Source organism: Streptomyces sp. NPDC051907 (assembly GCF_040681075.1).
Lineage (GTDB): Bacteria > Actinomycetota > Actinomycetes > Streptomycetales > Streptomycetaceae > Streptomyces.
The window spans coordinates 11333-31495 of sequence record NZ_JBFAYB010000068.1; the positions used below are offsets into that span (position 1 = coordinate 11333).

Sequence of the window (20163 nt, forward strand, 5' to 3'; positions counted from 1 at the left end):
AGAGGCCCGTTCGGGTGCCCTGGCGGGCTCTCGCGGCGGTCAGTCGTCGAGCACGGACAGGTCCTGCTCGGCCTGAGGCACCGCGACCGTTCCCCGGTCGTCCGGCAGCGTCTGGACCGTGAACATCGGAATGCCGTCCTCCGGCAGCTCCAGGGTCCGCGAGGCGTGCACCGGGCCGCCCGACTCGGTCTCGACGGTGAGGGCGTACGAGCCCTTCAGCCCGTCCGGCACGGGCGGGGGGACCGCCAGCGTCGTGCCCGCCTTGACCGTGAACGTCTTGACGGTCTGCGCGCCGCCTTCCGTGCCCGCCGACGCGGTGACCTTGACCTGGGCGGCGGCGCCCGGCGCGGTCAGCGAGAGGACCGAGCCCTTGGCGCGGTTGTCGGCGGCGGTGGCGCGCGCCCCCACCGGCGCGGTCGCCGGGATGAACGCGACCTCCTTGTCGTCGCCCTTGCCGCGCACCACGCGCAGCCCCGCCACGACCGGGGTCGCGCGGCCCGCCTGAGACGGGCTGAGGATCAGGGACCCGGCCTCGCCCTTGGTGACGTCCGCGAGGTCGACGCTCGCGGTCATGCCGGACTTGACGTGCAGCGTCTCGTGCCCGGCAGGGGTGATCCGGCCGCCCGGGCCCGCGAGTTGGATCTTCAGGTCGGCGTCGGCCTCGCCGGGCGCGAAGGCGACCAGCTGCACCGATGTGGCGTCCGCCGGGATGCCGGGGAGCACGGCGGTGCCCGCGGGGTCGGCGGAGGCGGCGATCCAGTCGCTGCCGACGGCGTCGTCGGCGGCGCGGACGACCGCGCCCACGCGGCCGGAGCGGGTGGTGACGTGCACGGTGACGTCGGCGGCGCGCTCGGAGGTCAGCGTGGAGAGCAGGACGGGGACGCTCGATCCGGCGGGCACCGGGATGCCGTCGTTGAGCGTGGTCTTGAGGGCGCCGTCCTTGCCGTACAGCTCGATGTCGGCGACGGCCGCGGTGTCGTCCGGGTTGGTGAGGTGGACGTAGTCCTGGCGCTCCTTGGCCAGGGACGCGCCGGGGAACCAGAAGTCCGTGCCGGGCGCGGTGCAGCTGACGCCGAGCAGCCCGCGTGCGCCGCCCGCGGTGACCTTGGTGGTCTGCTGGGCGGTCCAGCCGGGCGCGAGCCGGCCGGTGGCGGCGCCGACGAGGGCGGGGGCGTCCGCGCCGGACTCCTTGGCCGCGACGGGCTTGCCGGGCTCCTTGAGGGCGAGCAGCGGCTTGCCCGGGTCCGGCTTCTTGGCGGTCTTGGAGGTCTTCGTGTCGGTCTTCTTGCCGTCGGTCTTCTTCGGGTCGGCCAAGGCGGCGGCGGACGCCGTCAGTTCGGCGCTCCCCTCCTTGGCCTCGCCCGCGGCGCCCGCTGGGGTGAAGGAGGTGTAGTCGGTCTCGGCGAGCTCGGAGCTGCTGGGCGCGGGGCAGACCAGGCTTGAGCGTTCGACGGGCATCCGCTCCGGGGCCTTGGCCTCGGTCTTCGTCGGTGCCTCGGGCGCGGTGACGGAGGCGACCCCGGTGACCGCCGCGAGGGCGGCGGCGACCGCGATCAGGGAGATGGTCGTGCGCTTCACTCTGACTCGCCTCGCGTCGTGTCGCCGGGGTGGTTCGGCCGCTGGTGGGGCTGCTGCGGTTGCTGCGACTGCTGCTGCTCGGTCTCGCCGCCGTAGCCGTAGCCGTAGGGGTCGTACTGCCCCTCCTGGTACTGGCCCTCCTGGTACTGACCCTCCGCGTAGGGCGCGGCCTGGTACTGGTCGGCCTGGTACCGGTCCGCCTGATACGGGTCCGCCTGGTACGGATCGGCCTGGTAGGGCTGCTGCTGGTACTGGTCGCCGCCGCCGTACTGCTGCCCGCCCTGGTACTGCTCGCCCTGGTACTGCTCGCTGCCGTACGCGGCCGGCGCCGTGTACCCCGCGTCCGCGTACGCCTGCGCGTCCCACTCGCCGTACTGCTGCTGCTGGGGCACGGAGGCGTACGACGACGGCTGCTGCTGGTCGGCGGGGGGCTGGGCGTACGGATCGGGGTAGCCCGCGGCCGCCTGGGCCGTCGGCTCGCCCTCGGCGGGCGTCTCGGCCTCCGCCTCCGCCTCCGCCTGGGCGCGGAGCCGGCGGGCCCTGCGGCCCTCGCCCTCGACCGGCTGGGCCGGGACGGGGGCCTCCTCCTCGGGCAGGTCGTCGTCGATCTCGCGCCTGCGGCCCGGGAGCGCGAGGACGAGCAGGACGAGCGCGAGCACGCCCTGCGTCCAGACCCAGGCGGTGTGCGTGGCCGGGTCCTCGAAGACGAGGTCCAGCCTGCCGCCCTCGGCGGGGAGCTCGAAGCCCTGGGCCCAGCCGTCGACGGTGGTCTTCTTCAGCTCCCGGCCGTCGAGCGTGGCCCGCCAGCCCTCGTCGGCGCGGTCGGCGATGCGCAGCACGCGTCCGGCCTCGCCGGCCGGGATCTTGGCGTGCGCCTCGACGGCTTCGGCCGCGACCGGCAGCGGGTCGCCCTTGCCGGTGACGATGGTCGCCCGAGCGACCTGGCGGTCGACGCTCCACAGCGCGCTGCCGTCGAGCTGGCTGAGCCGGCTCAGACCGGGGGTGGCGTCCAGGACGCGGCTGGTCTGGCGGGGCGCTCCGTCGCGTACGAGGACGTAGCGGATGGCGAAGCCGCTGAGCTGGCTGGTCTGGTCGGCGCCGGAGCCCGCGACCAGATTCGCGACGATCTTGTCGAGGCGGGGGTCGGCGCCGCCCGCCTCGGAGAGCTCGGCGTCGCCGAGGCGGCTGCCGGAGCCGCGGACGAGGGTGTACGACACCTTGGCGGCGGACGTGCCCCCGAGGACGAGGGTGCGCGGCTGGTCGCGGGTGTCGCTCTCCTCGGCGACGAAGGCCGGCACCTGGACGGGGTCGCGTCGCTTGAGCGGGTCGGCCGCGCCGCTGATCATCCAGTTGGCCGCGGCGAGCACGGGGGCCAGGCCGGCGGCGAGGGCGATGAGGACGGCGAGGGGCTGCCGCCAGCCGAAGTTCTGGGCGGCGACGCGGGTGCGGCCGCCTTCCGCGCCGAGGACCGCGGCGGCGAGGAGGGCGATGCCGTAGACGAGGGTGGCGGGGCCGGCCCAGCCGGAGCCGTTGGCCAGGACCGCGAAGACCAGCCCGACGAGGGCGACGGACCAGGCGGTGCGGACGGCGAACTGCCGCTCTTCGCGCAGCAGGGCCGCGAGCGCGGCGAGCACGACGCCGATGAGCAGGATCCCGCCGGCGGCCTTGGGGCCGCCGGGGCTCATGCCGAGCAGGTCGAGGGCGGACGCGGTGCCGTTGCCGTAGTCGAGTCCCGCCTCCCGGAAGAAGGCGGACGGGCTGCTCAGCAGCGACAGCGACCAGGGGGCGAGCACCAGCAGCGGGGTGCCGACGGCGGCGAGGAAGCGCAGCGCGTAGGCCGTGATGTCGTCGCGCCGCAACGCGAGGACGCCGATGCCGAGGACGACCGCGATGGGCCACACGATGGGCGTGAAGGCCATGGCGAGGGTGAGCAGCAGCGCGTACGCCCAGGTGCCGCGCCAGCTCCCGCGGCCGCCGCCGCGCAGGCCGTGGGCGGCGACGGCCGCGCGGGCGATGAGGGGCAGCAGGACGGCGAGCACGGCGGTGCCGAGCCGGCCGGCCGCCAGTGCGCCGGTGGCCGCGGGCAGGAAGGCGTACGCGACGCTCGCCCACGCCCGCAGCAGCCGGGACTCGACGATGGGGCGGGAGGCGAAGTACGCGGTGAGTCCGGCCAGCGGCACCGAGCAGACCAGCAGCACGGTGAGCGCGAAGCCGGTGGAGCCGAGGAACAGGGCGGACAGAGCCGCCAGGACGGCCAGGTAGGGCGGCGCGGTCTGGGTGCCGCCGACGCCGAGGGGGTGCCAGCTGTCGGCGTAGCGCGACCAGAGGTCGGAGACGTCGGCGGGGGCGGGCAGCAGGGCGCCGCCGGCCAGGGCGCCGCCGCCGAAGAGGCTGCGGCAGGCGACGACGGAGACGAGGAGCAGTACGGCGAAGAGCACGGGCGCCGGCTTGCGGGCGATCTTCTTCAGCCGGGCGAACTGCTCGATCTCGAGGAAGTCGGCGTCGTCTCCGCCGGGTCCCGACTCGACCGCGCCGTGCCGTGAGCCGCCGGTGTCGGCTTCGGCGCCGCTGCCGAGGCTGGCCGCGATCTGCTCGGCGGTGGCCCGGACGGTGGCGCCGGGGGGCGGGAAGAGCGGGCGCAGCTCGCTCGCCTCGACCGCCCGCTGGGATCTTCTGCGGCGGCCGGCGAAGATCCGCTCGGGCCGCAGGAGGGTGCCGAAGAGTCCCATGACCTCGTCGACGGCCTGGCCGGGCGCCTTGCCGAGGAGGTAGGCGAGGGTGCGCAGCAGGGTGCCGAGGACGATGCGCGCGAAGACGTACGGGAGGGCGACGCCGCGTGCGTTGACGAGCAGCGTGTAGACGGCGCCGGCCTTGTCGACGCGGTGCGGGTTGGCGACGGAGCGGCCGGCGCAGTCGACGGTGCGGCGCTCGCGGGCGGCGGCCTCGGCGTGCCGCAGGACGGCGTCGGGGGCGACGACGACGCGGTGGCCGGCGGCGTGGGCGCGCCAGCACAGGTCGACGTCGTCGCGCATCAGGGGCAGCCGGCGGTCGAAGCCGCCGAGCTGGTCGAAGACGTCGCGGCGGACGAGCATGCCGGCGGAGGAGACGGACAGGACGGTGCGGGTCTGGTCGTGCTGGCCCTGGTCCTGCTCGCGGCGGTCGAGCCCGGTCCAGCGGCGGCCGCTGTTGGCGATGGAGACGCCGACCTCGAGGAGCTGCTTGCGGTCGTACCAGCCGCGCAGCTTGGGGCCGATGATCGCCGCGTGCTCGTCGGAGTCGGCGACGCGCAGCAGCTCGGCGAGGGCGCCGGGCTCGGGCGCGCTGTCGTCGTGGAGGAGCCACAGCCACTGCACGGGCTCGCCGTGGGGCAGCTCGGGCAGGTCGTACGCGTCGTCGCGCCAGGTCCTGCTGACCGGGTCCCAGCCGCTGGGCCGCTTCAGATACGGCAGGTCGTCGGGGGTGAGGACGCCCGCGGTGCGGGCTGCCTCGTCGACGGCGGCGCCGAATCCGGTGCGGCGGGCGAGGTGCAGTACGCGGTCGTCGCCGAGCGCCTGGGCGACCAGCCGGGCGGAGTCGTCGGCGCTGCCGGTGTCGGCGGCGACGATGTTCTGCGCGGGGCGCTCCTGGCCGAGCAGCCCGGCGAGGACGTCGGGGAGCCAGCGTGCGCCGTCGTGGGAGACGAGCACGGCGGTGACGACGTGCCGCGGGAACTCCGGCTGCTGTGCGGGAACAAACGCGGCTGTGGTGGCGGACATTGAGGTACGGGCCCTCCGGCCGGGGGGTCGCCCCGTAGGGGCGTTGGAGCGTCTCGGACGGGGCCCCACCCTAACGGTAGGGAAAAGGGGTGTGGCGCGAAGTCTCGCGGGCGGGGGCGCGCGGGGGGCTCGCGCGGCGCGGGGGCGGGGCGAGGGGGCGACCCGGCGGCGGGAGCATGAACAGGCGCCGGCGGCGACGGGGACATCGGCGGGGAACGACAACGGTCCGCCGCTGCGTTCAGGTCGCAGGCGACGGACCGTGTTTCACGTACGGGACGTATGGACTTGTGGTGCTGGTGGCACTGCTGGCTCTGGTGGTGCTGGCGCCAGTGGTGGCGGTGGTGGTCTTGAGGACCGTCCGGGCCGGCTGCGCTCCCGGTATCAGCTGGGCTATCCGGTCGGCGTTCAGACGGCGGCCTTCTTCAGCCGGCGACGCTCTCGCTCGGACAAGCCGCCCCAGATGCCGAATCGCTCGTCGTTCGCGAGGGCGTACTCAAGACATTCGGACCGGACTTCGCAGGCGAGGCAGACCTTCTTGGCCTCGCGGGTGGAACCGCCCTTCTCGGGGAAGAAGGACTCGGGATCGGTCTGGGCGCACAACGCGCGCTCCTGCCAGCCGAGTTCCTCGTCCGCGTCCTCGACCAGCAGTTGTTCGAACAGCTCGGTCATGTGCGCCCCTCGTCTGTCTTTTTGCGTCCCCGTGATGTTGCCGTCATCGATCTCGGCCGAACGACACGAGTGAAATTACAAGTGTGTGGATCCGGGCCAGTCAAGCCGAGATCTGCTATTGAGCCCCGTATTCACTCTGCGGAACCAAGGCTATGCGGAAAGTGTTCAAATCACCAAAAACCTGACACATGCCAGAGGCCTGCTCCGCGCCCCCCTCGCCAGAGAAGACGTCGCAGAGTTCGATCTTGTTGCGATCGAGCCAGTGAAGCGATCCGGATCACAGTCCGATCACGAGACCGCGACTGCGTTTACGGGCGCGGTTGCTGCGCCATGTCTCCGCGGTCAGCGCTGCACAAACCTTTCTCCGGACGCAGTAACCGGATGAGGTGAAACATTGCCGCCAAATCGGGCATTGGGTTGACAGCGGGCGCCTCTTCCCTTCACCTTTGATTTCATGCCAGCGACCTCAGCGCTCTTCGCGACACCCCTCCGTGGGTTCCGCAGCGCTGTCCAGGCGCGCTGTTGCTGTTCCAGCTGTTGATGCCGTAGCGCTCCAGCTTCTCCCCGCATGTAGCTCAGCCAGCTCAGCCGCATTCCGGGGGACCCCCAGCGACACCCCAGCACTGCACTCATCTGTTTGCCGAGGAACCACCGCACCCATGAACAGCGACAGCGACCTCCAGATCGCCGGCGACATCCTCGCCGTACAGCACCTCCTCCAGCCCGCCCCCGAGCACCCGGCCACCGTCGCCGACTTCGTCGGGCTGGCCCGCTCCCTCGCCGAGGACCGCGCGCAGTGGGCGCACGTCGTCCAGTACGACGCCGCCTCCCGCTGGTACCACCGGCTGCGCACCGGCCCCGGATACGAGGTGTGGCTGCTGTCCTGGGTCCCCGGGCAGGGCAGCGGGCTGCACGACCACGGGCTCTCCTCCGGTGTGCTCACCGTTCTGGAAGGCGAGTTGACCGAGCGCACCGCCGACACGTCGCGCGCGCTGACCGCCGGCGCGCAGCGGGTGTTCGCGCCCGGCTATGTGCACGAAGTGGTCAACGACTCGCTCGAGCCGGCCGTCAGCCTGCACGTCTACTACCCGGGCCTGACCGAGATGCCGATGCATCACGCACAGTGCTCCCCGGCACGACGGGATGTCGTAAGCGCCTGACACTCCCGCCCGTCGCCCGACCACCGCCCCTCAACGATCAGGCTGCGCCTGACAGCCCCGCCCGTCGCCCGACCACCGCCCCTCAACGATCAGGCTGCGCCTGACAGACTGTCTTTATGCGCATTGTGGTTCTGGCCGGTGGCATCGGCGGCGCCCGTTTCCTCCGCGGTCTCAAGCAGGCCGCGCCCGAAGCGGACGTCACGGTGATCGGCAACACGGGTGACGACATCCATCTGTTCGGGCTGAAGGTCTGCCCCGACCTCGACACCGTGATGTACACCCTCGGCGGTGGCATCAACGAGGAGCAGGGCTGGGGGCGTACGGACGAGACGTTCCAGGTCAAGGGCGAACTGGCGGCGTACGGCGTGGGACCGGAGTGGTTCGGCCTCGGCGACCGGGACTTCGCCACCCACATCGTCCGCACCCAGATGCTCGCCGCGGGCTATCCGCTCAGCGCCGTCACCGAGGCGCTCTGCGCCCGCTGGAATCCCGGCGTGCGGCTGCTGCCGATGTCCGACGACCGGGTGGAGACGCATGTCGCCGTCGAGACGGACGGCGAGCGGAAGGTCATCCACTTCCAGGAGTACTGGGTGAAGCTGCGGGCCTCCGTGGCCGCGGAGGCCGTCGTGCCGGTCGGCGCGGACCAGGCCAAGCCGGCGCCCGGAGTACTGGAGGCGATCGCCTCCGCCGACGTGATCCTCTTCCCGCCGTCCAACCCCGTCGTCAGCGTCGGCACGATCCTGGCGGTGCCCGGGATCCGCGAGGCCATCGCCGACGCGGGCGTCCCGGTCGTCGGCCTCTCCCCCATCGTCGGGGACGCGCCCGTGCGGGGCATGGCCGACAAGGTGCTGGCGGCGGTGGGCGTGGAGGCGACCGCCGCGGCCGTCGCCCGGCACTACGGCTCGGGGCTGCTGGACGGCTGGCTCGTCGACACGGTCGACGCGGGCGCGGTGGCGGACGTCGAGGCGGCGGGCATCCGCTGCCGGGCGGTGCCGCTGATGATGACGGACGTGGACGCGACGGCGGAGATGGCGCGACAGGCGCTGGACCTGGCGGCCGAGGTACGGGCGTGAGCGGGGCGGCGGGGGCGGATGGGGCTTCGGAGGCGGATGCCGGAGCCGGTGCGGCCACGGGTGCGGGTGCAGCCTCGGGGGCGGGTGCAGCCTCGGGGGCGGGTGCCGGTGCGGCTACGGGTGCCGGTGCTGGTGTCGGTACGCCGTCGTACCGGGTGTGGGCGCTGGCCGGGATCGGGGAGGTCCGGGACGGGGACGACGTCGCCAAGCTGATCGCCGCCACCGAGCCGGGCCTCGCCGACGGCGACGTACTGCTCGTCACGTCCAAGATCGTGAGCAAGGCGGAGGGACGCATCGTCGCCGCCGACGACCGTGAGGCCGCCATAGACGCGGAGACCGTCCGCGTGGTCGCGCGGCGCGGTCCGCTGCGCATCGTCGAGAACCGGCAGGGTCTGGTGATGGCCGCCGCCGGCGTCGACGCCTCCAACACCCCCGCCGGGACAGTGCTGTTGCTGCCCGTCGACCCCGACGCCTCGGCGCGGGCGATCCGCGAGGGCCTGCGTCAGACGCTCGGCGTGGACGTCGGCGTGATCGTCACCGACACCTTCGGGCGGCCCTGGCGCAACGGCCTGACCGACGTCGCGATCGGCGCGGCGGGCGTACGGGTGCTGGACGATCTGCGCGGCGGATCCGACGCGCACGGCAATCCGCTGAGCGCGACGGTCGTCGCGACGGCGGACGAGCTGGCGGCGGCCGGCGACCTGGTGAAGGGCAAGGCCCAGGGGCTTCCGGTCGCGGTCGTACGCGGTCTGCCGCATGTGGTGGCGGACGTCGACGAGGGCGCGCGGGCGATCGTGCGGGTCGGGGCGGACGACATGTTCCGGCTCGGGACGTCGGAGGCGATCCGGGAGGCGGTCGCCCAGCGCCGTACGGTCCGGGAGTTCACGGACGAGCCGGTGGACGGCGGCGCGGTGCGGCGGGCGGTGGCGGCGGCTGTGACGGCCCCGGCGCCCCATCACACCACGCCGTGGCGGTTCGTACTGCTCGAATCGGCGTCGGCGCGCGCCGAGTTGCTGGACGCGATGCGCGACGCGTGGATCGCGGACCTCAGGCGGGACGGCAAGTCGGAGGAGTCCATCGCCAAGCGGGTCAGACGCGGCGAGGTGCTGCGGCGGGCCCCGTATCTGGTCGTGCCCTGCCTGGTCATGGACGGCGCGCACCACTACGGCGACGAGCGGCGCGACGCGGCCGAGCGCGAGATGTTCGTGGTCGCGGCGGGCGCGGGCGTGCAGAACTTCCTGGTGGCCCTGGCGGGCGAGCGGCTGGGCTCGGCGTGGGTGTCGTCGACGATGTTCTGCCGCGATGTCGTACGGGACGTGCTGGGCCTGCCCGAGGGGTGGGACCCGATGGGGGCGATCGCGGTGGGGCACGCGGCGGCGGAGCCGAAGGAGAGGCCGGAGCGGGAGGCGTCGGCGTTCATCGAGGTGCGCTGAGGCGCGTCGTTCCGGCTCCGGCTCCGGCTCCGGCTCTTGCTCCCGTCAGAGCTTGCCGATGTCGTGGCGGGGCATCTTCGGCTTGCGGCGGGGTGGGGTGCGGCCGCTGAGGAGGATCAGCCGGGCGGCTCGATGACGCTGTCCTGCGTACGGGGCGAGGAGTTCGAGCATCGCCGCGTCGTCGGCGTCGCGGTCGCCGGCGAGGGCGTAGCCGACGATGCCGGGGAGATGGACGTCTCCGACGGTGACGGCGTCGGGCGCCCCGTTGCTGCGCTGGATGGTCTCGGCGGAGGTCCACGGGCCGATGCCAGGGATCAACTCAAGTCGCTCCTGGGCCTGTTGGGGCTCCATCGCGGCGGCCTCCTCCATACGCCGGGCGACGCGGACGGCGCGCAGGATGGTGGCGGCGCGCTTGTCGTCGACGCCGGCGCGGTGCCACTCCCAGGACGGGATGAGCGACCAGGCCCGGGCGTCGGGCATCACGCTCATACGGTCGGGGGCGGGGCCCGGGGCGGGCTCGCCGTACTTCCGCACGAGCAGCCGCCAGGCGCGGTAGGCCTCGTCCGTGGTGACCTTCTGCTCCAGGATCGAGGGGATCAGGGACTCCAGGACCAGCCCGGTACGGGTGAGCCGGAGCCCGGGCCGCCGGCGGTGGGACTCGGCGAGCAGGCGGTGGCGGGGGGTGAAGGCGGCGGGGTCGTCGCCGTCCCCGAGGAGCTCGGGCAGCCGGTCGAGCACCCACTCGGCGCCGGGGCCCCAGGCGTCGGCGCGCACGGCTCGGTCGGCGGCGTTGACGCGGACACGGAGGCTGGCGGGACCGGCCGGGGTACGGCTGGCGCGCCACACGGAGCCGTCGGGGCTCGTACGGAACGTGGGGTCGGCGGGGCCGCGGCGGAGGGGTCCGAGGACGAGACCGAGGTCGAGAGGCCCGGCGGGAGTCCACTCACGGCTGTGCGGTGCGGCGCCGCTCTGCCGGGGGACGGCGGCGGGCACACGTACTTCCCCGCCACGGACGGTGGTGCGGGTGGGGGCGGGGCGGTGGTGGAAGCGGCCTGCCACGGGGGTCCTCGGGGTCGGGGTTGCCTTATGAGGGTAGGCGCTGTCGCCTCCCCCACCCCGCCCCTCCCCGAAACGGGGGGGGAGGAAGTCGTGGGGGCTAACGCCCCCACACCCCCGCCGGGCGCCAGCTTCGCGGCGCGGGAACGCGCGCGCCAGTGGCGAGAAGGCACCACGCGGCGCAAGGCCGCGTCACCGGGGGACGCCCGCCGCCACCGAGCGCATACCCGCGGCACTGCGGCGCGCCCGTCCAGTCAAGGAGCGACGGCTCCCGCACCGGACCCCCGGAGGGAGGTGTCGTGGGGGCTGGCGCCCCCACACCCCGCCAAGCGCCAGCTTCGCGGCGCGACGGACGCGCCCCCATGGACCCGTGGGCGACCCGGGGGAAGTCGAGGGCTGATGCCCCCGCCCCCCTGCGCGCCAGCTTCGCGGCGCACGGCCGCGGCACCAGGGCACGCCACGCCACCACCGACCGCGCGCCGCGAGAAATCGTGTCCCCGGCTACTCGTCCGAGGAGAAGCGGATCGAGGACGGGGCGACCACCGCGTCGCACCACACCCTCGCGCCGGCGCGGAGTTCGTTGTCCGCGCCCACCGTCGCGCCGTCGCCCACCACCACGTCCGACAGGATCGTGCGGGCGCCCACGTGGGCGTTCTCGCCGATCAGGGAGGCGGAGAGGACCGCTCCCTCGTCCACTCGGGCGCCCGGGAGCACCGTCGTGGCGTCGATGCGGGCGCCCGGGCCAATCACCGCGCCCTCGCCGATCACCGTGCCGCCCGTCAGCTTGGCGTCGGGGGCCACCGTGGCCGTGGGGAGGATCAGGCGGTCGCCGCAGCGGCCGGGGACCGCCGGGGAGGGGGCGCGGCCCAGGACCAGGTCGGCGGAGCCGCGGACGAACGCCTGGGGCGTCCCGAGGTCCAGCCAGTACGTGGAGTCGACCATGCCCTGCAGGTGCGCCCCGGAGGCCAGCAGGTCGGGGAAGGTCTCGCGCTCCACCGAGACCGGGCGGCCCGCCGGGATCGCGTCGATGACCGAGCGGCGGAATACGTACGCCCCCGCGTTGATCTGGTCGGTGACGATCTCCTCAGGCGTCTGGGGCTTCTCCAGGAACGCCTGCACCCGCCCGTCCGCGTCCGTCGGGACCAGGCCGTACGCCCGCGGGTCCGCCACCCTCGTCAGGTGCAGCGAGACGTCCGCGCCGGACGTCTCGTGGACGGCGACCAGCGCCTTGATGTCGAGGCCCGTCAGGATGTCCCCGTTGAAGATCAGCACCGGGTCCTGCGGGCCTGACCGCAGCCGTGACGCCACATTGCGGATGGCGCCGCCCGTGCCGAGCGGCTCCTCCTCGGTGACGTACTCCAGGTGCAGGCCGAGCGCGGACCCGTCGCCGAAGTACGGTTCGAACACCTCGGCCAGATACGACGTCGCCAGCACGATGTGCTCCACGCCCGCCGCCCGTGCGCGCGCCAGCTGGTGGGTGAGGAAGGGGACACCCGCCGCCGGCACCATGGGCTTCGGCGTGTTGACCGTGAGGGGACGCAGCCGGGTGCCCTTGCCTCCGACCAGAAGGATCGCTTCTGTCACCTGTCGTCTCTGCTTCCTGCTGGGGCCGGCTTCAGTCATTCGTTCGAGACCGGCAGTGTATGCAGTGAGGTCCGGAGTGCTCTCTCGGTCAGCTCCGGCCCTGCAGCTTGGCCGCCGCCTTCCGAGCGGAGCCGAGCTTGCTGTAGAGGCGACCTCCCGGACATTCCGTGGCAAATCCATCCCGGTGCCCGGAGATGGCGTTGAGGGAGACCTTCTTCCCCTTGGCGTACTTGCCACTCCCCCCTGACGTCAGCACCGACTTGCCACGCGGGTTGACTCCGAACAGTCCGAGCTTCCACGCCGTCAGCTTGGCCACCGCCGTCACAGCGGCCTCGGGCGGGTTGGAGGAACTGTAGGTGCCGAGCACGGCGATGCCCATGCTGTTCGTGTTGAAACCAAGTGTGTGCGCGCCCAGCACGGCCTTGGTCACGCCTCCAGCCCGGCCTTCGTAGATGTTTCCGCACTTGTCGACGGCGAAGTTGTAGCCGAAGTCACGCCAGCCCATGCTCACGACGTGGTAGCGGTAGATACTGCGCAGGACGGAGTCCGCCTGCGCGCAGCTATAGCCGTTGCCGGTGACGCTGTGGTGCACGAACGCGGCTTTCACGGTGCTGGTGTAGACGAAGCCGCTCTCGCGCAGCGACTCGCTCGCGCCCCAGCCCTTGCGCGTGACGATGCGCGGCCGCGGTCCGATGTAGGGCTTCACGGCGAGGGGCTCGGGTACGGCGCGCAGACCCGCGGCCTCCGCTCCCCCCGCGTCCGCCGTCATCCCGGCGCCCGCATCCGCATCCGCACCCTCACCCGCGATCGCGTCCGCAGGCAGATCCGTCGGCAGCTCCGCCGGGAGCTCCGTCTGCGCGCCCGCCTCCGGCGCCTCGCCCTCGCCGGGGTCGACGAGCTCCAGGCGCAGGCCCTTGGGCAGCGCCGACTCGGCGCCGCCCTCCGCCCGCACCCGTGCCTCCACGCCGTCCGAATCGCCCACCCACAGCGGCGCGGTCGCGCCCCGCACCTTCGCGGACTCGCTCTCCGCGGTGCCCGGGTCGGCGGCGTGGTCGCTGTTGTGGGCCTCCACGTCCTGCCAGCCCGACCAGGTCCCAGTGCCCGCGGCGCGGGTGCGGACCTGGACGGTGCCGTGCAGCTCGGCGTCCGGGTCCTCCCAGACGACCCCGACGAGCGAGAAGCGTCTGACGTCCCGTTCGGCAAGGCCCCTCTCCTCGGCCGGGTCCATCGAGCGGGTGGAGGCCGTCGGCCCGACGTCCTGCAACGGCAGCGACTGGGTGGCCCCGGGCACGTCCGGCGGCTGCGCGTGCGAGCGCGCCTGCGGCGGCGCCGCGGCCGCGCCGGACGACAGCGAGAGCGGGAGTGCGAGCGCCGCCGAGCAGGCGACGCCGATCGAAGAAGCTAGGAATCCACGCATGGCCACGATCCTGAGGCGGTCGCGTCGACTCCGCTTCCCGGGGATTCGCCAGGAAGAGGAGCGGCCCGTCCGGCCGACCGGTGGACGCCTTCACCGGTACGGCGGCCCCCGGCCCGCCCCGCCGCGTACCCTTGCCCGGGTGAACGCCAGCGACCGCACCCCCGCCGACCTGCTGCGATCCGCGCTCGCCGCGGACCCGGCACGCCCCTTGGTCACTTTCTACGACGACGCCACCGGTGAGCGCGTGGAATTGTCCGTCGCCACCTTCGCCAATTGGGTGGCCAAGACGGCGAACCTGCTCCAGGGCGACCTCGCCGCCGAGCCCGGCGACCGTCTCGCGCTGCTGCTGCCCGCGCACTGGCAGAGCGCGGTCTGGCTGATCGCCTGCTCCTCTGTCGGAGTGACCGTCGCGGTGGACGGCGACCCGGCCGACGCGGACCTGGTCGTCAGCGGCCCGGACACGCTGGAGGCCGCGCTGGCCTGTTCCGGGGAGCGGATCGCGCTCGCGCTGCGGCCCCTGGGCGGGCGGTTCCCGCAGCCGCCGGCCGGATTCGCGGACTACGCCGTGGAGGCGCCCAGCCAGGGCGACCGCTTCGCCCCGTACGCACCGGTCGACGCGGACGCCCCCGCGCTCGTCGTCGGCGGCACGGAGCTGACGGGCGCCCAGCTCGTCGACCGCGCCCGCGCCGACGCGGCGGAGCTGGGCCTCGCGCCCGGGTCACGTCTGCTGTCGGGCCGTCCGTACGACACCTGGGAAGGCCTCTCGGCCGGGCTGTACGCGCCTCTCGCCTCCGGCGGGTCCGTCGTACTGTGCCGAAACCTGGACAAGCTGCCCCAAGAGAGCCTCGACAAGCGGGTGGAGAGCGAGCGGGTCACCAGCACCGCGGTATGACAAGCCCCGGGGTCCACTCATGTGGCGCACACTCGGGCCGAGCCCCCCAGCCTGAGCCTCAACTCCGGTGGATGATCGGCGATACGCGTGCTTCAACGCACAACCAAGCGCGAGGTTCAGCCGTCTAGTCCTGCGATCGGCGACCCAGCGCGCCGCCGACGGCATGAAGGATGGACGCACACGTGACGGACAGTGCTGGCACGCCCGCCGAACCGGACGACGACGGCCCGGCCGCCGAACCGGACGACGGCGGCGCGGCCGCGGGGGGCGGTCCGGACAAGACGCCACCCGAGTCCGGAGCCGAGACGGGGTCAGCAGCCAAGGCGGGGTCAGCAGCCGAGGCAGAGTCCAGAGCCAAGGCAGAGTCCGGCGCCGAGGCCGCGGCCGCGGCCGAGCCGAAGAGCACAGCCGGCACGGACGCCGGCACGGACAGCGACCCGGACGCCGACAGGGAAGACGGCCCCGACGCCGACGGCGCCGCCGCCGACTCCCCCAAGCGCAAGCGCCACTGGCTCCGTTGGACCGCCCTCGGCACCGCCGTCGTCGTGCTCGCCGCCGCCGGAGTCGGCTGGTGGTTCTACCGCAAGCTCGACGCCAACATCACCGCCGACACGACCGCCGCCGCCGAGCTGGAGACGTACGAGAAGGAGCGCCCCACGCCCGTCGCGACCGACGCGCAGAACATCCTGCTCCTCGGCTCCGACACCCGCTCCGGCGAGGGCAACAGCAAGTACGGCCGGGACGAGGGCGGCAGCCAGCGCTCCGACACCACGATCCTGCTGCACATCGCCGCCGACCGGCAGAGCGCGACCGCCATGTCCATCCCGCGCGATCTGATGGTGACGATCCCCAGCTGCCGCAAGACGGACGGCAAGCGGACCCGGGAGCAGTTCGCGCAGTTCAACTGGGCGTTCCAGTTCGGCGGCACGGCGTGCACGATCCGTACCGTCGAGCGGTTCACCGGCATCCGCATCGACCACCACATGGTCGTGGACTTCCGCGGCTTCAAGGACATGGTGGACGCGGTGCACGGGGTCGAGGTCTGCCTCAAGAAGCCGATCGACGACGCCGCCGCCCATCTGAAGCTGCCCGCGGGCAAGCAGAAGCTCAACGGCGAGCAGGCCCTCGGCTACGTACGCGCCCGCAAGACCCTCGGCAACGGCAGCGACACCGAACGGATGGACCGCCAGCAGCAATTCCTCGGCGCGCTCGTCAAGAAGGTGCAGAGCAACGGCGTGCTGCTCAATCCGACGCGGCTGTATCCCGTGCTGGACGCGGCCACCAAGGCCATCACCACGGACCCGGGCCTCGCCTCGCTGAAGGCGCTGTACGACTTGACCCGCTCACTCCGTAACGTACCCACCGAAAAGGTGCAGTTCCTTACGGTTCCCCGGCAGCCCTACGCAGCCAACCCGAACCGGGACGAACTGGTCGAGCCCGAGGCGGGCGAGCTCTTCAAGCGGCTGCGCGAGGACGCCCCGATCACCGTCGTCCCCGGAGACGGGAAGACCGACCCCCAATCCAAGAAGGAGGAAAAAGAAACAGAAGAGTCGCCGAACGACAGCGACGACAAGCCGGGCGACAGCGGACCGACCAGTCCAGGGCCGACTCCGACATTTCCCGGCACCAATGCCGCCAAGGGCATGTGCGAGTAAAGCGATGACCAAGGGCGACCCGACACTCCATGAGGATTGGGTGGATTGCCCACTTGTAAGGTGCGTGGAATTTGTCACGGACGTCGCTCAACGTTGAACTGGGCGGATAGTGTGACGCGATCCGGTGCTAGCGGCCGAGAGTCGTGCACTGCTGGATCGGAAAGACTGAGCGCCCTCGGGGGAGGCGCCTCGCGTGGCACCGACGGAGGACTCAAGCAACCGTGGATGCGCAAAGCCGTGGGCGGGCGGACGAGATCGACCCCGCCGACCAGTGGGTCCTCAACCCGCAGACCGGCAATTACGAACTGCGACTGGACCAATCCTCTCAGCAGTCGTCCGCCCGGAGAACCCCGTCGCCCAGATCCGCCACGCGCCGAAGGACCGCCCCCGGCACGGAGGTTCCCGGCCAGCGCTCGCGCCGCTCCGGCGGCGACCCCGCTCCGGGCTCCTCACGGGGTTCCGGCGGCCGGGGCTCGGGCGGCCGCGGGCCCGGCTCCGGATCCGGCTCCGGCGACGCCCCCGGCGGGCGCATGCCGTCCGCGGCGGGCCGCCGCAAGCGCAAGCAGCCCGCGTCGCGCAAGAAGAAGGCGCTGCTGTGGACGGGCGGCGTGATGGCGTTCGTCCTCGTCGGCGGCTCCGTCGCCGCGTACGCGATCTACCAGCACTTCGACGGGAACATCAACAGCATCGACGTAGGCGGCGCGGGCACCGGCGGCTTCAAGAAGGACCAGGCCGTCAACATCCTCGTCATCGGCACCGACAAGCGCAGCGGTGCGGGCAACGAGGGCTACGGCGACTCCGGCAGCGTCGGCCACGCCGACACCACGTTCCTCTTCCATGTCTCCAAGGACCGGACGAACGCGACCGCGCTGTCCATCCCGCGCGACCTCATCACGGACATTCCGGACTGCGAGACCAAGACCGAGGACGGCACCAAGGTCATCGGCGGGACGCCGAAGACGCGGTTCAACGAGAGCCTCGGCCAGGAGGGCCGCGACCCGGGCTGCACCATGCGCACGGTCAAGAAGCTGACCGGCGTGACCGTCGACCACTTCATGATGGCCGACTTCAACGCGGTCAAGACGATGACCTCGGCGGTCGGCGGGGTCGAGGTCTGCCTCGCCAAGGACATCAACGACAAGGACTCCAAGCTCAACCTCCCCGCGGGCAAGCACAACCTGGAGGGCGAGGAGGCGCTGGCCTTCGTACGGACCCGGCACTCGGTCGGCTTCGGCGGCGACCTGAGCCGGATCGAGATCCAGCAGCAGTTCCTCAGCTCGCTGATCCGCAAGATGAAGTCCAGCGACACCCTCTCGAGCCCCTCCAAGATGTGGGACCTGGCGGAGGCGGCCACCAAGGCCCTCACCGTCGACAGCGGCATAGGGAAGATCAGCAGGCTGCGCGATCTGGGCATGGAGCTGTCCAAGGTCAACCCGAAGAACATCACCTTCGCGACGGTGCCGGTGGTCGACAACACCGACAAGGCGACCGTGCTCCTCAACGAGGCCAAGGCCAAGCCGCTGTTCTCGATGATCCAGAACGACACCTCGCTCACCGAGGTGAAGCAGAAGGAGCAGGACGCCAAGAACCAGCAGCAGGCCCTGCTCAAGGGACCCAAGGCAGCCGCCTCCGACGTGCGGGTCGCCGTCTACAACGGCAGCGAGACCCAGGGAGCCGCACTGACCACGCTGCTGTGGCTGCAGAACGAGCAGGGAGTCCCGAAGTCGAGCAACGAGGGCAACGCGCCCGCGAAGCTCCCCAAGACGACGTTGCAGTACGCGCCGAACCAGGCCGATCAGGCCCGCAAGCTGGCGGAGATGATGGGCCTGCCGGCCACGGCTCTGAAGCCGGGCACGGAGGACGCCAAGGGGCTCGAGGCGATGACCCTCACCCTCGGCGCGGATTTCAAGGGCGCAGGGGTGCCCATCACCGGTCCGGCGAAGGCGCCGGAGGGTGTGCAGAAGGTAAACGCAGACAAACAGGTATGCGCCAAGTGATGCGGGAGCTACGCGTCATACGGCGAACCTGAACGACAGGGGGAATCCGGGTGGCACAGAACAGCGTGCGGGGGGAGGGGACGCGTGAGGGCGTTCCGCACGCCCGTGAACTGGGGTGGGACGACGGTCTGTACGGCGAGGGGGAGGCGGGTGCCTCCGCCGGCCGCACGACGTCGCCCGACGGCCAGGCACAGCAGGACGGCCCGAGCGCGCAGGACGGCCCCGGCCGGCAGGGCGGCGGCGAGCAGGACGACACCGAGCAGCAGACCGACGCGGACGCGGCGCCCGAGGGCAGCGGCGGCGGTCACCGCCGCGCCGGCGCACGGCGCCGTGGGAAGCGCGGGAAGCACCGGATACTCCGCTGGACGGCGATATCCCTGTCGGTGCTGATCCTCGGCACGGCCGGCGCCGGATACCTCTACTACGAGCACCTCAACGGCAATATCCGCAAGGGAAAGCGGACCTCGTCGGAGACCGGCGCCCAGAAGAGCAAGCCCAACGCCGCCGGCCAGACCCCGCTGAACGTGCTGCTGATCGGCTCCGACAGCCGCAACACGGCGGAGAACCTGGAGCTCGGCGGCCACAAGGCGAGCGTCGGCGCGCCGCCCCTCGCGGACGTGCAGATGCTGCTCCACGTCTCGGCCGACCGCAAGAACGCCTCGGTGGTCTCCATACCCCGCGACACCCGGGTGGACATCCCCGCGTGCGAGGACCCCAAGTCCAAGGAGAAGTACCGGGCGAAGCGAGGGCTCATCAACGAGACCCTGCAGCGCGGCGGCCCCGGCTGCACGCTCGCCACCTGGGAGCTGCTCACCGACGTCTACATCGACCACTGGATGATGGTCGACTTCGCTGGCGTGGTGGACATCGCCGACGCCGTCGGCGGCGCCGAGGTCTGCGTGCGGGACAACGTCTGGGACCGCGATCTGCGCACGGGCAAGGGCGGCTCGGGTCTGAAGCTGACCGAGGGCACTCACGAGGTGCAGGGCGTGGACGCGCTGAAGTGGCTGCGCACCCGCAAGGCCTTCGGCAGCGACTTCGGCCGGTCCAAGGCCCAGCACATGTACATGAACTCCGTCATCCGCAATCTCAAGAGCCAGAACGCCTTCACCGACACGGGCCGGCTGATGGACCTCGCCGAGAAGTCGACCAAGGCGCTCCAGGTCTCCGAGGAGATCGGCACGGTCAAGAAGCTGTACGACCTGAGCATGCAGCTCGCGGACGTGCCGACGGACCGGATCGCCATGCTCACCATGCCCCGCATCGACGACCCGTCGGACAAGGACCGGGTGCTGCCGATGCCGGGCGAGGCCGACAAGCTGTGGAAGCTGCTCCGCGAGGACACACCGGTGGACGGCAAGGCGCCGACCTCCAAGCCGAAGGCGCCGACGGCGCCCAAGGACCCGGCGGCGGCGCCCGCCGAGATCGGCGTCATGGTGCGCAACGGCACCGGCGCCGGCGGCCAGGCACCCACGCCGAAGCGGGCCTCGACGGTCGCGGGCCTGCTCGTGGACAAGGGCTTCACCGGGGCGAAGTCCGACACCACGCAGCAGTCTCAGGAGCGTACGCAGATCCTGTACCCGAGCGCCGACCTGGAGGGCGACGCGTACGCGGTCGCCAAGGCCCTGGGCGTGCCGGCGAGCGCCCTGAAGAAGTCGACGGGCGTCTCGGGCGTCACCCTGGTGGTCGGGGCGGACTGGCGGACCGGGGACGCGTTCCCGAAGGCCCCGCCGGTGAAGGCGCCGTCGAAGGAAGTCACGGACACGGTGATGGGCGACGACAAGGGAGCCTGCATGGACATCTACAAGCCGTACCGCTTCTGAGCCCGAGGACGAGTCAGCCAGTACGCGAACGCCGGTCCGCCCGCATCGTCATGATGCGGGCGGACCGGCGT

13 protein-coding genes are annotated in these 20163 nt (G+C 72.4%); 7 read left to right on the forward strand and 6 right to left on the reverse strand.

Annotated features, from left to right (window positions below; genetic code table 11):
* Positions 1-39: 39 nt before the first annotated feature.
* From AB0M39_RS28775 to AB0M39_RS28785, 3 genes are all read right to left on the reverse strand, one after another.
* Positions 40-1578, reverse strand: a complete 1539-nt coding sequence (locus tag AB0M39_RS28775; RefSeq protein WP_365368861.1) for a DUF5719 family protein — start codon at positions 1576-1578, stop codon at positions 40-42.
* Positions 1575-5333 (reverse strand): glycosyltransferase family 2 protein, encoded by a 3759-nt coding sequence (locus AB0M39_RS28780; RefSeq protein WP_365368862.1) that lies wholly within the window; start codon positions 5331-5333, stop codon positions 1575-1577. Before AB0M39_RS28780 ends, AB0M39_RS28775 begins: the two co-directional genes overlap by 4 nt.
* Positions 5334-5738: 405 nt before the next feature.
* Complete coding sequence (locus tag AB0M39_RS28785; protein WP_023541320.1) at positions 5739-6002, reverse strand: WhiB family transcriptional regulator; 264 nt, start codon at positions 6000-6002, stop codon at positions 5739-5741.
* 659 nt (positions 6003-6661) lie between these two features.
* Between AB0M39_RS28785 and AB0M39_RS28790 the strand changes: the two genes are divergently transcribed.
* The 3 genes from AB0M39_RS28790 to AB0M39_RS28800 all read left to right on the forward strand — a co-directional run bounded on the left by AB0M39_RS28790 (position 6662) and on the right by AB0M39_RS28800 (position 9668).
* The gene (locus tag AB0M39_RS28790) at positions 6662-7162 is read left to right on the forward strand and encodes a cysteine dioxygenase family protein (RefSeq protein ID WP_365368863.1); all 501 of its coding nucleotides are present in this window, start codon (positions 6662-6664) and stop codon (positions 7160-7162) included.
* 116 nt (positions 7163-7278) lie between these two features.
* The gene (cofD, locus tag AB0M39_RS28795) at positions 7279-8235 is read left to right on the forward strand and encodes a 2-phospho-L-lactate transferase (protein WP_365368864.1); all 957 of its coding nucleotides are present in this window, start codon (positions 7279-7281) and stop codon (positions 8233-8235) included.
* 155 nt (positions 8236-8390) lie between these two features.
* Positions 8391-9668, forward strand: a complete 1278-nt coding sequence (locus AB0M39_RS28800; protein WP_365368865.1) for a coenzyme F420-0:L-glutamate ligase — start codon at positions 8391-8393, stop codon at positions 9666-9668.
* Between the two features lie 45 nt (positions 9669-9713).
* Here AB0M39_RS28800 and AB0M39_RS28805 read toward each other — a convergent pair whose 3' ends face one another.
* The 3 genes from AB0M39_RS28805 to AB0M39_RS28815 form a co-directional block, all read right to left on the reverse strand.
* Complete coding sequence (locus AB0M39_RS28805) at positions 9714-10727, reverse strand: DNA-3-methyladenine glycosylase 2 family protein (RefSeq protein ID WP_365368866.1); 1014 nt, start codon at positions 10725-10727, stop codon at positions 9714-9716.
* A gap of 498 nt (positions 10728-11225) precedes the next feature.
* Complete coding sequence (locus AB0M39_RS28810; RefSeq protein ID WP_365368867.1) at positions 11226-12308, reverse strand: NDP-sugar synthase; 1083 nt, start codon at positions 12306-12308, stop codon at positions 11226-11228.
* 88 nt (positions 12309-12396) lie between these two features.
* Positions 12397-13725, reverse strand: a complete 1329-nt coding sequence (locus AB0M39_RS28815) for a peptidoglycan recognition protein (protein ID WP_365368868.1) — start codon at positions 13723-13725, stop codon at positions 12397-12399.
* 139 nt (positions 13726-13864) lie between these two features.
* Here AB0M39_RS28815 and AB0M39_RS28820 point away from each other — a divergent pair, with 139 nt between their 5' ends.
* From AB0M39_RS28820 to AB0M39_RS28835, 4 genes are all read left to right on the forward strand, one after another.
* Positions 13865-14617, forward strand: coding sequence for a TIGR03089 family protein (locus tag AB0M39_RS28820; protein ID WP_365368869.1), 753 nt, complete (start codon positions 13865-13867; stop codon positions 14615-14617).
* A gap of 170 nt (positions 14618-14787) precedes the next feature.
* A complete protein-coding gene (locus tag AB0M39_RS28825) occupies positions 14788-16272 on the forward strand; it encodes an LCP family protein (protein ID WP_365368870.1) in 1485 nt (494 codons plus the stop codon).
* A 221-nt stretch (positions 16273-16493) separates the two neighbouring features.
* A complete protein-coding gene (locus AB0M39_RS28830) occupies positions 16494-18269 on the forward strand; it encodes an LCP family protein (RefSeq protein WP_365368872.1) in 1776 nt (591 codons plus the stop codon).
* Positions 18270-18319: 50 nt separating this feature from the next.
* Positions 18320-20092 carry an LCP family protein gene (locus AB0M39_RS28835; RefSeq protein ID WP_365368873.1) on the forward strand — a complete coding sequence of 591 codons (1773 nt, stop codon included), beginning with the start codon at positions 18320-18322 and terminating at the stop codon, positions 20090-20092.
* Positions 20093-20163: the final 71 nt, after the last annotated feature.

What these genes read in the sequence shown, in the direction of transcription:
- AB0M39_RS28780 (WP_365368862.1), bottom strand. Translation starts at nt 5,333, where the DNA reads ATGTCCGCCACCACAGCCGCGTTTGTTCCCGCACAGCAGCCGGAGTTC.
- AB0M39_RS28785 (WP_023541320.1), bottom strand. Translation starts at nt 6,002, where the DNA reads ATGACCGAGCTGTTCGAACAACTGCTGGTCGAGGACGCGGACGAGGAA.
- AB0M39_RS28790 (WP_365368863.1), top strand. Translation starts at nt 6,662, where the DNA reads ATGAACAGCGACAGCGACCTCCAGATCGCCGGCGACATCCTCGCCGTA.
- cofD (WP_365368864.1), top strand. Translation starts at nt 7,279, where the DNA reads ATGCGCATTGTGGTTCTGGCCGGTGGCATCGGCGGCGCCCGTTTCCTC.
- AB0M39_RS28815 (WP_365368868.1), bottom strand. Translation starts at nt 13,725, where the DNA reads ATGCGTGGATTCCTAGCTTCTTCGATCGGCGTCGCCTGCTCGGCGGCG.
- AB0M39_RS28825 (WP_365368870.1), top strand. Translation starts at nt 14,788, where the DNA reads ATGGACGCACACGTGACGGACAGTGCTGGCACGCCCGCCGAACCGGAC.